The sequence below is a fragment of the Algoriphagus resistens genome, assembly GCF_001442615.1.
GTDB classification, from domain to species: domain Bacteria; phylum Bacteroidota; class Bacteroidia; order Cytophagales; family Cyclobacteriaceae; genus Algoriphagus; species Algoriphagus resistens.
In genome coordinates this window covers 37,162-50,450 of record NZ_LMXN01000014.1, presented here as the reverse complement: position 1 = coordinate 50,450, position 13,289 = coordinate 37,162, and the positions used below count along the sequence as shown (strand labels likewise).

14 protein-coding genes are annotated in these 13,289 nt (G+C 41.2%); 7 read left to right on the top strand and 7 right to left on the bottom strand.

What is annotated here, in order from left to right; genetic code table 11:
- The first annotated feature begins 65 nt into the window (after positions 1 to 65).
- Positions 66 to 539: a lipocalin-like domain-containing protein gene (locus tag AS141_RS20675; protein ID WP_057939609.1), complete on the top strand. Its 474-nt coding sequence runs from the start codon at positions 66 to 68 to the stop codon at positions 537 to 539.
- A 102-nt stretch (positions 540 to 641) separates the two neighbouring features.
- Positions 642 to 1,763, top strand: a complete 1,122-nt coding sequence (locus AS141_RS20670; RefSeq protein ID WP_057939608.1) for a sugar phosphate isomerase/epimerase family protein — start codon at positions 642 to 644, stop codon at positions 1,761 to 1,763.
- Positions 1,764 to 1,874: 111 nt separating this feature from the next.
- Here AS141_RS20670 and rnhA read toward each other — a convergent pair whose 3' ends face one another.
- From rnhA to aroQ, 4 genes are all read right to left on the bottom strand, one after another.
- Positions 1,875 to 2,327 (bottom strand): ribonuclease HI, encoded by a 453-nt coding sequence (gene rnhA / locus AS141_RS20665; RefSeq protein WP_057939607.1) that lies wholly within the window; start codon positions 2,325 to 2,327, stop codon positions 1,875 to 1,877.
- Positions 2,328 to 2,363: 36 nt separating this feature from the next.
- The gene (locus AS141_RS20660; RefSeq protein WP_057939606.1) at positions 2,364 to 2,954 is read right to left on the bottom strand and encodes a MarC family protein; all 591 of its coding nucleotides are present in this window, start codon (positions 2,952 to 2,954) and stop codon (positions 2,364 to 2,366) included.
- A gap of 185 nt (positions 2,955 to 3,139) precedes the next feature.
- Positions 3,140 to 4,195, bottom strand: coding sequence for an aminotransferase class V-fold PLP-dependent enzyme (locus AS141_RS20655; RefSeq protein WP_057939605.1), 1,056 nt, complete (start codon positions 4,193 to 4,195; stop codon positions 3,140 to 3,142).
- Between the two features lie 13 nt (positions 4,196 to 4,208).
- Positions 4,209 to 4,622, bottom strand: coding sequence for a type II 3-dehydroquinate dehydratase (gene aroQ, locus AS141_RS20650; protein ID WP_057939604.1), 414 nt, complete (start codon positions 4,620 to 4,622; stop codon positions 4,209 to 4,211).
- A gap of 118 nt (positions 4,623 to 4,740) precedes the next feature.
- Between aroQ and xerD the strand changes: the two genes are divergently transcribed.
- The 3 genes from xerD to AS141_RS20635 all read left to right on the top strand — a co-directional run bounded on the left by xerD (position 4,741) and on the right by AS141_RS20635 (position 6,881).
- On the top strand, positions 4,741 to 5,646 hold the full coding sequence (gene xerD / locus AS141_RS20645) for a site-specific tyrosine recombinase XerD (protein ID WP_057939603.1): 906 nt from the start codon (positions 4,741 to 4,743) through the stop codon (positions 5,644 to 5,646).
- A 60-nt stretch (positions 5,647 to 5,706) separates the two neighbouring features.
- Entirely contained in the window at positions 5,707 to 6,264 is a 558-nt protein-coding gene (locus AS141_RS20640) for a hypothetical protein (RefSeq protein ID WP_057939602.1), read from the top strand.
- Between the two features lie 101 nt (positions 6,265 to 6,365).
- Positions 6,366 to 6,881: a TlpA family protein disulfide reductase gene (locus AS141_RS20635; RefSeq protein WP_157243543.1), complete on the top strand. Its 516-nt coding sequence runs from the start codon at positions 6,366 to 6,368 to the stop codon at positions 6,879 to 6,881.
- Positions 6,882 to 6,985: 104 nt separating this feature from the next.
- Here AS141_RS20635 and AS141_RS20630 read toward each other — a convergent pair whose 3' ends face one another.
- Entirely contained in the window at positions 6,986 to 7,738 is a 753-nt protein-coding gene (locus tag AS141_RS20630; protein WP_057939600.1) for a LytR/AlgR family response regulator transcription factor, read from the bottom strand.
- Positions 7,735 to 9,801, bottom strand: a complete 2,067-nt coding sequence (locus tag AS141_RS20625) for a tetratricopeptide repeat-containing sensor histidine kinase (RefSeq protein WP_198293591.1) — start codon at positions 9,799 to 9,801, stop codon at positions 7,735 to 7,737. Before AS141_RS20625 ends, AS141_RS20630 begins: the two co-directional genes overlap by 4 nt.
- Positions 9,802 to 10,213: 412 nt before the next feature.
- On the opposite strand from AS141_RS20625, the gene AS141_RS20620 reads away from it, so the two are divergent.
- Both AS141_RS20620 and AS141_RS20615 read left to right on the top strand, forming a co-directional pair.
- Positions 10,214 to 11,086 carry a glycoside hydrolase family 16 protein gene (locus tag AS141_RS20620; RefSeq protein WP_057939598.1) on the top strand — a complete coding sequence of 291 codons (873 nt, stop codon included), beginning with the start codon at positions 10,214 to 10,216 and terminating at the stop codon, positions 11,084 to 11,086.
- A 293-nt stretch (positions 11,087 to 11,379) separates the two neighbouring features.
- Positions 11,380 to 12,267 (top strand): sulfotransferase, encoded by an 888-nt coding sequence (locus AS141_RS20615; protein ID WP_057939597.1) that lies wholly within the window; start codon positions 11,380 to 11,382, stop codon positions 12,265 to 12,267.
- 255 nt (positions 12,268 to 12,522) lie between these two features.
- On the opposite strand, the gene AS141_RS20610 is transcribed toward AS141_RS20615, so the two are convergent.
- A complete protein-coding gene (locus tag AS141_RS20610) occupies positions 12,523 to 13,020 on the bottom strand; it encodes a hypothetical protein (protein WP_057939596.1) in 498 nt (165 codons plus the stop codon).
- Between the last annotated feature and the right edge of the window lie 269 nt (positions 13,021 to 13,289).

The window sequence follows — 13,289 nt, the reverse complement described above, 5'->3', positions numbered from 1 at the left end:
AATTAAACCAGGATTTTAGCATTATTTCTGTAATTTAGATTTTCCAGAACTAACCATTTTTCCCTATGAAAATTTTTCAGAAACTCTCCTTCCTCATCGTCCTCGCCAGCCTCATCACTTTAAGCTCATGTAGCGATGATGATAAGGACCCACCGAAGACGGATGCCGAACTTATTGGGTCAGGTGTAGCCTGGAAATTCAGCAGTGCATCAGTGGGTGGCGTCCCAATCACTTCGGAAATCCCCGAATGCTTTCTGGATAATACGATCACCTTTAACTATAACGAGTCTGGCAACACAGGTGTAGTAAATGCTGGTGCAATTAAATGCGATGAATCAGAGCCTCAATCAAGCGATTTTGTCTGGACATATAACGAGTCAACCAAGGTGCTTTCTGTAGATACTGATCTTATTGATATTCCAGGTGCCACTGGAGATTTAAAAATGGTAAGCGTGGATGCAGACAATATGGTGCTTACACAAAATGTGGATTTATCAAGCTTCGGTACGCAGGAAGTAACCCTGACTTTGGTACATTGATATACAAAGAGTAAACTTATTATTCCTTCAAAGGAAATAAACATAGTCCTTGTCATCGGCTGGTTTATTTCCTTTTTTTGATAGAACCCAAACAAGCTGAATATGGTAAACCCAATCTGGATTATGACATCCGCTTTTGACCAGCTAACCCTGGATCAAACGGTAGAAAAAGCACTGGAAATAGACGTACAAGGCTTAGACTTATGCGTTTTCAGAAGGGATGGTACACGGGATGATTTTGTCGCCACTCATCTGGACTATGAAAATTTCGGTTCAGGAGAAGCAAAAAAACTGATCGAAAAATTCAATAGAGCTAAACTTCGGCTATCCATAGGAGCTTTTGACAATCTTATCGGAGGAGATCCAGCTGAGCGGATCAAAAATCAAAACCATCTTTTGCGATTAGTCCGAATGGCATATCTGCTTGGCGGAGATGAGAACGACGTGAAAGTCGGGACTTTCGTAGGCTACAATCACGAACTGGGAAATCAGGACGGTGGTTTCGAGAAAAACCTGCTGGAATATCAGAAGATCTTTGGGCCAATTATCCGTTATGCCAATAGCTTGGGAGTAACCATTCTCTATGAAAACTGTCCCATGGAAGGCTGGAGAAGTTCAGGCCACTTTGGTACTTTCAACAATCTTACAGGGGTTCTGGCAGCGAGAAAACTCATGTATGAACTCGTCCCCGAATCCAATCATGGCGAAATCTACGATCCTTCACATGACATCTGGCAGCATACCGATCCAGTGGAAGTGATCAAAAATACCGACATGAACCGCCTCAAGAGAATCCATGTGAAGTCCACCCGAAATAATCCTGATCCATTCTGGGGAAATATGTATCCGATGCAGCAGGTTCCTGCCGAATGGGCAGAAAAAGCCGGGATTTCATCCAGCACCAATCCTTGGGACAGGCATCACTATGAAGCTACACTACCGGGATTTGGGTTGGGTGATTCCATGGACTGGAGAGCTTTTGTGAATGTTTTGAAAGAGAAAAATTTTTCAGGCCCTTTTGAAATCGAAAACGAAGCTGTACTCTCCAAGCAAACCGGAAAAATGGGAGCAATTATCCAAGGTTGCAAAGCCGCAGTCCAGAATCTAGCTCCTTTGCTTTATGAATTGGGAGAGCAAGGCTGGCAATATCCAGACTCGGAATACAGACCACTTTTGGATGTAGATCGTGCTGATACTCCCTTCGTGTCGATGGACAAATTATAAAGTATCAAATCCGAAGTCTCAAGAAATAAGCCCAAGCACCCAGAGGTTTACGATGCTAATGTAAACTAGTGTTCTTTATAAAAGTAAACTCCATATTTTATCAAAAGCTCCTCACAAACTCGCTTCATACCCCTGATCGGGCTTTAGGTCAAAGCCTTCTGCTGCTTGTACTGCCAGCACATCGCAGCGCTCATTTTCGATATTGCCGGCATGCCCTCTTACCCAGATGAATTTGGGCTTGTACTTCAGGTGAAGCGGAATATACCGTAGCCAGAGGTCGGGGTTTTTCTTGTCCTTGAAGCCCTTTTTCTGCCATCCCCAAATCCAGCCTTTCTCCACAGAATCCACTACATATTTGCTATCGGAATAAATCTGTACAGGAAATTCATTCGTGTTCAAAGCCTGCAGGGCACGGATCACTGCCAAAAGCTCCATGCGGTTATTTGTGGTGAGGCGAAAGCCTTCAGAAAGTTCCTTTCGGTGTTTTCCGAATTTTAGCACAGCTCCGTAGCCTCCCGGGCCGGGATTTCCTTTGGCAGCGCCATCAGTATAAATGGTAATCATGGGGTAAAGTAAATGAAAATACGTAAAAGATAGGGCTTAAATCCCCGACTCCATGCTTAGCGGAAAAGCGTTTGTCTTGAAAATTTTCACAGCGATGGAAAGCAAAATAATTCCAAAAATCCTCCTCAGCACGTCTAAACCTGTTTTTCCAATCTTTCGCTCCAGCCAGCCTGTACTTTTCAGTACAATATAGACCAAGATCAGATTCAGTAATATTCCTATGGCGATATTAATCTGAGCAAATTCAGCCTTTAATGTTAAAATAGTAGTAAGCGTACCCGCTCCAGCTATCAAAGGAAAAGCTATAGGTACTATGGAAGCACTGTCTTTGGCATCAGGATCCGATTTGAAAAGTTCAACCCCCAGAATCATCTCCGCACCAATGGCGAAAATTATCAAAGCACCTGCGATAGCAAAGTCCTCCACTCCTATTCCAAACAGACTCAAAATGGATTTGCCCGCAAAAAGAAAGAGAATCATAAGCACCCCTGCTACCAAAGTGGCTTTTTCGGACTGGATATGCCCTACCTTCTGTCTTAGGTTGACTATAATCGGGATAGAACCAAGGATATCAATCACAGAAAAAAGAATCAGGGAAACCGACAATATTTCTTTCAAATCAAACATTCCGCGAAAGTAGGGAGATTATTACAGAAGAACGAAGGTTTTGAAATTATGAAATGGTGAACAATAAAGTCACTGAAATATTTGCAAAGCTGAGGATAAGCAATAGAAAAGGCCCGAATCTGAAGACTCGAACCGATTCAGTATTTAAACTCCGTGTCCTTGAGTTAAAGCTCCACCTCCTGTGGTTAATATCTTCCCAAAAACCCGATCAACTTATCCATCTCTGCATTGGTGATCGCAGGGAAATTAGCAATCCGGAAGCTGGTTGGCTTATGTGGCCCATATCCCGACCCCAGCTGCATACCCTCTTTTTCGGCATCTTTTTTTACCGAAGCAATCAATTCCTCCGTTCCAGTGACAGCCAGAACCGTAGTGCTTCTTGTCTCTGCATTGTCCACCAGCATCCTTAGTGATTTTGACTGAGCTACGGCATTTTCGAGCTTTTGCATCCGATCCCTAAGGTTCGCATCTATATGCTGGATTTCTTCCAGATCCTTGAGTACACGGTTTAAAAGATAGATTCCAAAGACATTAGGAGTATAGTGAGTCTGATATCCAGCCGCATTTTCCAGAATAAAACTTAGGCTATTGTATCGCCCTTTTTCACCCTTGGATTCACATTTTTCTATGGCTTTAGGAGACAGAATCAAAATCCCCAAACCTGCAGGAAGTCCAAAACATTTCTGCACGGAAGCATACCAGATATCAGCCAAGCTAAAGTCCAGCTCGATTCCGGCCATAGAAGAAGTGGTATCCACTGCAATCATTTTTTCCGGGTATTTCCCCTTAATGGCTTCAATCACAGACATTGGCACCTGAGTCGCATTTGCGGTTTCATTTTGCGTCAGCGCAATCACGTCGAAATCCTCACTGATCTCCAAACTTGCCACATCGATTGCCTGGTTTGCTTCGATTTTCAAGCCGTCCGTCGCGGGATTGATATGCTTTGCAAAGCTTATCCACTTTTTGCCAAATGACCCTGAGTAAATATGAAAACCCGCTTGCTGCACCACAGATTGGGTTATGATCTCCCAATTTTCTGTGGCTGAGGAAGTGAAAAGCAATTTGTAATCTTCCGGCATATGCAGCTTTTCACGCATCAGTTGTTCAGTCTCCTGATATAGATGCATAAAAGCATTGCTGCGGTGATTGGCACTCAGGATGCCTTCGGTGTAAGCATCTTGCAAATAACTAGGAAGGGCATCATATACTTTAGATGGCCCAGGCGCAAATGTGAGCATAGGTAGAAATAGGTTATTGAAAATAGAGTATTCCCAGGGCGTAGCCTTTCAGGCCAAGCCCAGATATCATTCCGACACAGGATTTGGAAATAATACTTTTATGGCGGAATTCTTCCCGCTTGTAAATGTTCGAAATATGTACCTCCAGCGTAGGGGTGGTCACCGCGGCGATGGCATCAGAGATAGCCACTGAAGTATGGGTATAGCCACCCGCATTGAGTAAAATGGCATCAAAAGAAAAGCCTACTTCGTGGATTTTATTGATCAGCTCGCCCTCCACATTACTCTGGTAATAATGCAGATCAACGTCATGGAAGGCCTTTTTCAATCCCTCAAAATATTCTTCAAAAGAAGAGCTGCCATAGACTTCAGGCTCTCTTTTACCGAGAAGATTGAGGTTTGGCCCGTTAATGATCATTATTTTCAAAACAAAATTCGGTTTGTTGGTTGCTGAGTCAAAGTTAAAAGGATTTTCAGTTTATAAAGTGGTAGGGTTCGGTCAATCTAAACTTTTAACTTTGCCACATTACAACTTTACAACCTGAATGCACAAAATCTGGGAAAACCACATCAAGCAATTCCGCCATTATCTCAAACTGGAGCGATCGTTAAGCGGAAATTCTATTGAAGCTTACTCCCGTGATGTGGAAAAACTCGCGAAATACAGCGAGACAGCTTTCCCTGATCAGAGCCCGCTGGCACTGGAACTGGAGCATCTAAGAAAATTTGTAACAGAGCTGTCCAAGCTGGAAATTTCGGAATATACCCACGCTCGGATCATCTCGGGAATCAAAGCTTTTTACCGTTTCCTGATGTATGAGGATAAAATCACCGAAGATCCCGCACAGCTGCTAGAAGCTCCTAAACTAGGCCGGAAACTACCTGACACGCTGAGCTATCAGGAAATCGTACAGCTTCTGGAGGCGATTCCTCTCGGCGAACCGGAAGGTCATCGCAACCGCGCCATGTTGGAAATGCTCTATAGTTCTGGTCTTCGCGTTTCCGAACTGATAGAACTGAAAAAAGGGCAGGTTTTTGAAGATGTAGGTTTTTTGAAAGTAGTTGGTAAAGGCAATAAAGAACGGCTCGTTCCCATTGGAAAAGACGCTTTGAAGTACCTGAATATTTATAAAAATGAAGTTCGCATTCATCAAACTATCACAAAAGGACACGAAGAATATGTGTTTCTAAACCGTAGAGGAAAAAAACTCTCACGTGTAATGATTTTTCTGATTATCAAGAAAACTGCGCAACAGGCAGGAATAGAAAAGAACATCTCACCCCATACATTCCGGCATTCCTTTGCCACTCATCTAATCGAAGGAGGAGCAGATCTTCGGGCAGTTCAGGAAATGCTCGGTCATGAAAGCATCACAACCACAGAAGTCTATACCCACTTGGACCGGGATTATTTAAGGCAGGTGCTGACTGATTTTCATCCAAGGAAGTGAGCGGTTGGAAGTGGGATATAAAAAAAGATTAGTTTTGCCGAAATTAATCCTATAGCCTCAATGAAAAATCTTTTCGCATTCTTTGCCTTTCTATGTTCAATGCCTTTAGCGAATGCTCAAGAGGCTGTTGTGTCTACCAATAAACCCGAGCTTCATGTTGGTTTTTTAGGAGTTTGGCTGAATAACGAATATAGGCTTTCGGATCAATTCGCTTTGAGAGCAGAAGTTGGCCTTGATATGCAGGCTTGGGGAGATTTAAACTATTCAAGTAGCTATGTGTTTTTAACTGTTTTTACAGCAGAACCCAGGTGGTACTATAATTTAGAAAAACGTAGTAATAAAGGAAAACCCACCAAAGGGAACTTTGGGAATTTCTTTTCATTAAAAACCAGTTTTCATCCTGATCTCTTTGTGATTTCCCAATACGATGATGTTGTCATACCTGATTTATCAATTGTGCCTACTTGGGGAGTCCGCCGACCTATATCCACGAATTTTGTATTTGAGACGGGAATAGGATTCGGTTACCTACATTATTTCTACAAATCACAAGGCTACTCTTATGATGAGGGGAATTTAACAGTGAATTTACATCTCCGTTTTGGATACAGATTTTGATTCTACTTCAAACTAACTATCTTGTTACCGATCTGCTTTCTTATAAAATGAAAAAAATAACCTTAGTACTGTTTGCTCTTCTAGGTTCATACACCTTTTCTATGAGCCAAAGCAACACCTTATCAAATCCAGAAGTACTTGAAAGTACAGTTGAAAACGCAAGAAAAGTTACGCTAGGATTACCTATAGGATCGAAATTTCCTGAGTTTGACTATGTAGATTTAGCTGGAAACAGAATTGAATATTCAGAGCTGAGAGACAAATTGATAGTGCTTAACACTTGGTTTGTGGGATGTACAGGCTGCAAGCAGGAAGAAGAGAATCTTAAAAAGCTTACCGAAGAATTAAAGGATAGAGAAGACATTGTTTTCCTCAGTTTTGCGATGTCCTCTCCTCAAAAAATCGAAAGGTATTTCTCAAAAAGGGGAGATTTTGGATATAAGACAGCTAGTGTAGACAGAAAATGGGTAAATGAAAACTTCAACATAGAATTGTCTCCAACACATTATATCATCAAAGAAGGAATTCTGGTTGAGCTAATTTCCATACCTATTTATTCACCTCAACTTTTAGACTGGTACAAAAACAGGATTCTGGAATTCTCCTCTGAATCATAGTATTCCCCACTCCTTTTCTCATCTGAACCAATGACTGCCCTTTTATATACACTTTTCCAAAATTGAACAGCCGCGCTAAACGGCTTTCTGTTGAACCGAGGGCTCTAAATTCTCTTCAGTGCTTCCATCAAGCCTTCTTTTCTTCGCTGTGCGACTTCCAGCTCAGCTCCATCATTGAGCACTACAAATCCCCCTTTGCCACGCTGGTAAGCTTTCACCTCTTGGAGGTTGATTAAATGGGAATTATGAATCCTGAAAAACTGAAAACCTGACAAAAGCATCTCAAATTCCTTCAGGGTCTTGGACACCAAAATCTTCCTGCCATCCCGCAGAAAAAAGTGAGTATAATTCACATCCGCCTGACAGCGTATAATATCTGCAATCATTACAAATTCAATTCCTGACAGCGTAGGCAGTCCCAACTTTTTCTGTGTTGGACTTTCTGAATAATGCCGGAAGAAATTCTCCATTTTTTTAGAAAAATCATTATCTCTTCCAAGCGTAATAAAAGTATTCACTGCTTCAGAAAGCTCACTTGGATCAATGGGCTTCAGCAGGTAATCCAGTGCAGAAAACTTAATCGCCTGGAGCGCAAAACGCTCGTGCGCTGTAGTAAAAATGATTTTGAAATCTATTTGATCGAGCTGACGGAGAATTTCAAAAGCATTGCTTCCACCACCTAATTCCACATCCAAAAACACCAGGTCTGCATCTTTTGACCTCAAAATCCCTATCGCTTCATCAGAAGTTTTGGCATGCGCTATCACCTTCAATTTATCCGAATGGTCCCGTTCTAATAATAAGTTTAGCCTCTCATAGGATTGCTGTTCATCTTCAACTAGGACTGCTCTGATCATACCATTGAAAAATCTGGAATAACTATTTCAACCTGAAAACCTCTATTCAAAGACTTCCAAGATATTGAATTTATGTGGCTCCCCGCCTGACTCGTACCAAGTAATTCTATTCGTTCCTGCATTATTTTCAGCGCCATAGACTGGCGGCTAGGATTTTCACCCTTTTCATGGTCCGCAGTAGCTCCCCCTTGACCATTATCTATCACAGATAAATACAGGGAGCCTGTATCTGTTCGGACTTTGATCACGATCTCACCTTCTTGCTCCATTCCGGAAAACCCATGCCAGATGCTGTTTTCCACCAAGGGCTGGAGCAACATAGGGGGAATATAAATCTCCTCAGCATCTATTTCTTTGGGAAGTTCCCAGCGCAGGTGAATTCCCTTTCCCAATCTCATACTTTCAAGGCTAACATATGCTTGCAAAAGTTCCATTTCGTTAGAGAGGCTGACCAATTGCAGTTCCGACGATTCCAGGATCATCCGTATGAGTTTGGCAAACTTACCCAGATAATACTCAGCGTCTTCTGTACGGTTTTTGAGAAGAAAATTACTGATGGAACTTAACGCATTGAAAATAAAATGTGGATCCATCTGTGCCCTTAGGGATTTCAACTGTAGTTCGGCAATTTTACTTCGGTAAACTGCCCGACGAACCTGATTCCTTTTTCGCAGCAAATACATCCCTACACCCAAGCAAAGTAACAGGAAGACCAGAACCATCAAATAGAGCTTAGCACGAAAACTTTCTGCTGCTTTTTCTGCTTTCAACTGCTCCTTTTCCAGTTCGCTAGTTGCTAAAATCGACGCATTCTTGGCTTTGACGTCGTATTCTATCCGCAGGCGTAACAGTTTCTTTTCATTTTCATCATTGAAAATACTGTCCCGCAAGGACACACTTTCACGATAAGCTTCCAAGGATTTGGTCGGGTCGCCTAGCTTTTGATAAGTTTTCGAAATTGCTTCCAAAGCCAATTGTTTTCTTAGAATTGACTGCGACTCATCCGCCAGATCCATAGACTCACGCTGTAGGTCCAGCACTTTATTCCAATCGGGTTTGCCTGGATTTTTGTCAATTTCCAAGCCTGAAAGCTCCAGCTTCACCAAGGACAGATTGACCCGGTCATTTAATTCTTCATAGAGTTTTTGTGCCTGAAGCAGTGAATGTTCCGCTTTCGTCAGTTCACCAAATGCGCTGTACAAAATGCCAAGGTTGGAATAATCCGATGCAATTCTTCTGGTATTCCCTATTTGCAAATTGATGGACAAAGCAAGGTTCAGCAAACTGTCGGCTTCCTGCAATTCACCCAATTGCTGATAAATATTCCCCAGATTAGCCAAGGTATTGGCTTCCTCCTGCTTTTGCTGATTCTCTTGAAATATTTCCAGTGCTTTGGAGTGATATTCCAGTGCATTGTCCAGTTGGTTCATATTTTTGGACACTAAGCCCAGATTTGTCAACAGATTTCCTCTAATTCCCACCTCCTCATCTTTTGCCTGGAAAGAGGCTTCCAAAAAGTACTCGAGCGCTTTTGGATAATCTGCCAAAGCCAAAAACACCACGCCGATGTTGGAAAGACTGCTGATCAGGTTCTTTTTCAAATCCAGTTCCCGGAAAATCGCTTCTGCCTTTTGATGATAATCCAATGCACTCGCGTAATCTTCCCTGTTGTAGGAAAGCAATGCCAGGTTATTGAAAGCAACGGCTTCCCTTTTTCGATTTTTTAGCTTCTGAAAAATCCCCAAAGCCTTTTGATAAGATAAAAGAGCGAGACTATCCGCCCCCTGATACCAATAATTAACGCCCTGATTATTGTAGGAAGCTGCCTCCAGTGAAATCAATCCTTGGGCTTTGGAAAGGAACAAAGCAGAATCGGCATACTTTAACCCCTGCTCTGGATCGCGTGATGCAAAATAAAATGCCAGTTCATTATAAACTGAAATCTTTGTAGAATCATGCAAATCCCCTACCTCCAGAAGTGTACGGAGTGAATCAAGTCCATTTTGCGCACAACCCGAATAGGCTTGTAGTAAAAGAAACATTATGAAAAAATGTGACTTCATTTCCATGAAAATTTAAAGCCTTAAAAATTAGCTCATTAATTCGAGAATATGTCAATCCACAAACAAGCAATTATTAGCAGAATGGATTAATGTTCAAAAAAGTATCAATTAAAGGAAAATGTAATGTATTGTATTAGATGTGATTAGCCTGTCAGTATTGGAAAGTTGAACCTTGATCCTAGAAATGGTAAAAAAGTCAATTTTCTACTGTTAGTCCCACTTCTTTTCTCCTCAACGCGAGTTTGTACACAGCTCAAGTGCCCCAATATGCATCGATAAAACTGATGATATTTTACATTTCACCATTCAGTCAAATGGTTTTCAATACACTATAGGGATCAAGAAGACAATTGGTATTTGGAATCAATTAGTCAAACTATCCTTACCAATAAATCCTCTTATCTTCAATCCTATGAAACAGGTACTCATTTTGCTTTTTTTGCTGATGGCTAACTTAATTCCAACTAAATCCGGTCAAAAGCATAGGTCTTTTCGGGAAGATTTTTCCAGAGCTAAATCAAGATATTTTCACTATGGCTCAACTGGAACAACCGCAGATTTTAAATACAAAATGGGGGCTAACTCTCTTTCTGAGCCTGACACAGAAATACTTAGCTTCAACCTAAACCCTGAAGAACAGGCTGGCCCAGGAAAGGGGCCTGAGATTATATCCAAGCATTTCACCCATTTTGGGACTTACTCCACGCGGCTTAAAATCCCTGATGCGACAAAAAAGCAGCCTAATATTGGTGCTGTAGCAGGCTATTTTACCTACCATGAGGATCCCCTAGAAGGTCTGAGTGAAATTGACTTCGAATGGCTGCTAGCTGATCCAAGAATCATTTATGTAGGCACTTGGACCGGCGAGCCTGGCAAGTTGCAGCGCATTGGAAGGATCATCAATCTGGCAGAAGGAAAAATCCTGGAGACAATCACAAAAATTGGTTTCGATGGAAACCCAACCCCTTTAACAGGCTTACAAAATATCCCAGAAAGCATCCCGGTTATTGAAGGTTACAATGCCTCGGATCAGTTTCACACCTATGGGTTTGATTGGGAAAGTGACCGGATCAGGTGGTGGATGATTCACCCAGAATCTCCCGACACACTTGTACTATGGGATTATCAAGGTTCCCAAGTCGGAATTCCCCAACATGCATCTAAGTACCGGATGAACTTTTGGCATACAGAGGATTGGGCTGTGGAAGGGAAACCAAGTGCTGTTGAAAAACCGGAATTTCCCTTTGAGCTGGAAGTAGACTGGATGGAATACAAGGAGAAATAAGACAACAAAGCCCTAAATTATATCGCCTGATAAAAAACCAGTAAGCAGAACTGCTTTTGGGCATACCATAGGTGCAAACGAACTAAACTCTCCATAGGAATGGGTATTGAAGATCATATGTAAGAAATCATACCGAAAATCCAACCTCTTATACACATCGGGACTTAGTCCTGTCCCCTACATTTTTTGAATGGTGTCCAGACATAGTTGCCTCTCACACCTATGATTCAGGAGCTGAAAAAAACTAGAAAATAGGTTTTGACGTTTTTATAGACCACCAACCAACTACTCACATGAAAAATAATATTTTAGTATCAGGATCCCACAGATCCGGTTCTACTTGGACTGGAAAGGTTATTGCCAAGGCAAAAGGTGTACGTTATGTTCATGAACCTTTCAATATCAGGATTTATAGGCCTTATTCGCCGCTAAAATACACCTTCGAGTATTTAAATGGTACTCCTAAATCCCATCAGGAAGAAGTAAAGAACTACATAGATTCTTTCTCCACTCTGTTTAGTCCCTACAACTTAAAAAAACTCTTGAACTTTAATCCATTACGGGATAGAAAGCATGCTTTAGATGACTTCAATGCAGTATTCGCAGACAGGGCGATCATCAAGGATCCCATTGCTCTGATGTCTGCTGAGTGGATTGATAAAAACTTCGACTGGGATATAGTTATATTAATCAGGCATCCGGCCGCATTTGTCGCCAGCCTAAAAGTCAAAAACTGGCAGTTTAATTTCAGGCAATATAGAGATCAGAATTTGCTAATGAAGGATTATATGACGGACTACTCAGATATGATTGATGAGTACATTGAGCACAAAAAAGATCTTGTGGACCAGGGAATATTGCTCTGGAACATTATCCATGACATTATTGCCTATTATCGCCAGAAACACAGCAATTGGTATTTCGTTAAGCATGAAGATCTGTCCATGGACCCTATGGCTGAGTTCGAAAAGATGTTTTCATTTTTGAATTTGGATTTTGATAACGGAGTAAAGAAGTATATACAGGAATCGACGAGCTCAGAAGCAAGAACAGATCTGACCCGGAATTCTATAAAAAATATAAAAGCCTGGAAAAGAAGATTATCAACTAAGGAGATTGAACGGATTAAATTAGGAGCAAATCGGGTTTGGCCGAAATTCTATTCTGAAAACGATTGGTGATTTAAAGGGATTTCTCAAGTTTCAGTGTATGCACAAATACTTATGCTCAACTGCGAGAGAATCTCTGCCCCATGATTACGAAGTCTTCAAAAAGAATAACAATAACTAAGAGAGTCAATGCTGCCTAAAATGGGGGATAACACATGTTCTTGCAATCCCCCAGAGTCAAAATTTGCTCAAGAACTAGAATAAATGGCGGTAGACAGAGAAAATGGATATGGATCCGGAAGTTCCCAAAGACTACATAACCGACTCTTAAACAGCTATAAAGACTATTGCACTCTTATAATCTCCTTTTCCCCCACTTGCGAAAATCATCTGAGTATCTGTAAGCTCCACTAGTTGCAACGAGAAAAAGGTGTTCTTAATGGCGCCATTGACAGAAACCGCTTTGCCAATCGATATAAAAATCAGACCATCGTTTTCATAAAATTCATAAGAAGCGGTAGTGATCTCGTCTTCAGGATCACCTAAATTACAACTTTCTTGCCCTAAAATGACCATTATTTCATTGGAGCCTTTCTGAAAAACAAAAGTATCATCAGTATAACAGTCACTTTTGTCATTAAAGATCTTCTGATTGTAGTTATCATAAAAAGCCTGAATCCCCCAATGCTTGGAATCCCCACCGAATAGTTTTATTAGATCCTCTGATGAATATTTGGTCTGGAAAGGGATATCATCATCAGAGTTACATCCAAAGAGACTAAAAAGAAAAACACTTACAAGAAGTGTAGATTTAAGACTTTTCATAATACAGTAGTAGACTTCTGTTTTTCATGTAAGACAGGATTTTGGATCCAATAATGGATTCTAGCAGTTATTACAGCCCAAATATGCTACAATTAGCAACGATATTATTAATGCGCTTTAATAATTCACAGGTTTATCCATTAAATATCGCCCGTGCAAAGAATGAGATTAGTGTTAGAACTCTACCCTATAGCTCAAAATCGGGATCAATGGAGCTTGATATGAAATTTTGATTTCTCCGTCCATCGGTTCAAAATAACTGCCGTAGA

What these genes read in the sequence shown, in the direction of transcription:
- AS141_RS20675 (WP_057939609.1), top strand. Translation starts at nt 66, where the DNA reads ATGAAAATTTTTCAGAAACTCTCCTTCCTCATCGTCCTCGCCAGCCTC.
- AS141_RS20670 (WP_057939608.1), top strand. Translation starts at nt 642, where the DNA reads ATGGTAAACCCAATCTGGATTATGACATCCGCTTTTGACCAGCTAACC.
- rnhA (WP_057939607.1), bottom strand. Translation starts at nt 2,327, where the DNA reads ATGATTACCATTTATACTGATGGCGCTGCCAAAGGAAATCCCGGCCCG.
- AS141_RS20660 (WP_057939606.1), bottom strand. Translation starts at nt 2,954, where the DNA reads ATGTTTGATTTGAAAGAAATATTGTCGGTTTCCCTGATTCTTTTTTCT.
- AS141_RS20655 (WP_057939605.1), bottom strand. Translation starts at nt 4,195, where the DNA reads ATGCTCACATTTGCGCCTGGGCCATCTAAAGTATATGATGCCCTTCCT.
- xerD (WP_057939603.1), top strand. Translation starts at nt 4,741, where the DNA reads ATGCACAAAATCTGGGAAAACCACATCAAGCAATTCCGCCATTATCTC.
- AS141_RS20640 (WP_057939602.1), top strand. Translation starts at nt 5,707, where the DNA reads ATGAAAAATCTTTTCGCATTCTTTGCCTTTCTATGTTCAATGCCTTTA.
- AS141_RS20635 (WP_157243543.1), top strand. Translation starts at nt 6,366, where the DNA reads ATGAGCCAAAGCAACACCTTATCAAATCCAGAAGTACTTGAAAGTACA.
- AS141_RS20630 (WP_057939600.1), bottom strand. Translation starts at nt 7,738, where the DNA reads ATGATCAGAGCAGTCCTAGTTGAAGATGAACAGCAATCCTATGAGAGG.
- AS141_RS20625 (WP_198293591.1), bottom strand. Translation starts at nt 9,801, where the DNA reads ATGAAGTCACATTTTTTCATAATGTTTCTTTTACTACAAGCCTATTCG.
- AS141_RS20620 (WP_057939598.1), top strand. Translation starts at nt 10,214, where the DNA reads ATGAAACAGGTACTCATTTTGCTTTTTTTGCTGATGGCTAACTTAATT.
- AS141_RS20615 (WP_057939597.1), top strand. Translation starts at nt 11,380, where the DNA reads ATGAAAAATAATATTTTAGTATCAGGATCCCACAGATCCGGTTCTACT.
- AS141_RS20610 (WP_057939596.1), bottom strand. Translation starts at nt 13,020, where the DNA reads ATGAAAAGTCTTAAATCTACACTTCTTGTAAGTGTTTTTCTTTTTAGT.